The following is an 800-nucleotide window of genomic DNA, read 5'->3' on the forward strand; positions in this document are numbered from 1 at the left end:
TTTAAACGATATGGTGGCTCAAGTATTGAAAGAAGCTTTCTCTCAAATGGTGGGTTCTTCCGACAGCGCTTTAACATCAAGATTCGGAGGAAATTTTAGTAATTCGCCTGTAGAAACTTCGGTATTGGAAGACGCTTCAACCGTTAATATTGCGGGCAGTTTGGCTATAGTAAACGGAACGGCTTCGATAGAGGGAGAATTTGAAAACGCTCCTTATGTGTTTGCGATGGAACTTCCTCTTTTGCAATCTCTAATAGCAAACGGAAAATCTGCTGGAAATAATCCTTCAGGCAATTCTGGAAACGGGAATTCCAATAATCAAGAATTTGAGCCAACGAATCAGCTTGGAATTCAGCATGCGGAGTTCAATTCGTTAATGCCTGCGGCGGATATTCAAGGAACGGGAAATATCGGCTTGCTCATGGATGTAACGATGAATATGACGGTGGAACTTGGAAGAGCCACTATGACTATTCGCGATATATTGGGGCTTGGCGAAGGTTCTATTATCGAGCTTCAAAAATTGGCGGGAGAGCCTGTCGACTTACTCGTTAATGGAAAACTCATAGCGAAAGGCGAGGTTGTGGTTATAGACGAAAACTTTGGAGTTCGCGTAACGGATATTATAAATCCTATGGAAAGATTAAGAAATAAAGCTACAAAATAGCCTATAAGTCATAAAATCAAAAGCGAGATTATTTTATTAATCTCGTTTTTAATTTTAAATAAAATAATTATTATTAATTATTATTTAGTAAAAAACTCAAAAGTATTTATTCGCTATTACATTATATATTTGT

At 37.4% G+C, this 800-nt stretch carries 1 protein-coding gene; it reads left to right on the forward strand.

The window, feature by feature from the left end:
* Nucleotides 1-667 (forward strand): flagellar motor switch protein FliN (gene fliN / locus EZH24_RS15170; RefSeq protein ID WP_170310885.1); only part of this gene is annotated, 667 nt, incomplete at its 5' end.
* Between the last annotated feature and the right edge of the window lie 133 nt (nt 668-800).

Origin of the sequence: Brachyspira catarrhinii (assembly GCF_005518285.1) — a bacterium.
Taxonomy (GTDB): Bacteria; Spirochaetota; Brachyspiria; order Brachyspirales; family Brachyspiraceae; genus Brachyspira; species Brachyspira catarrhinii.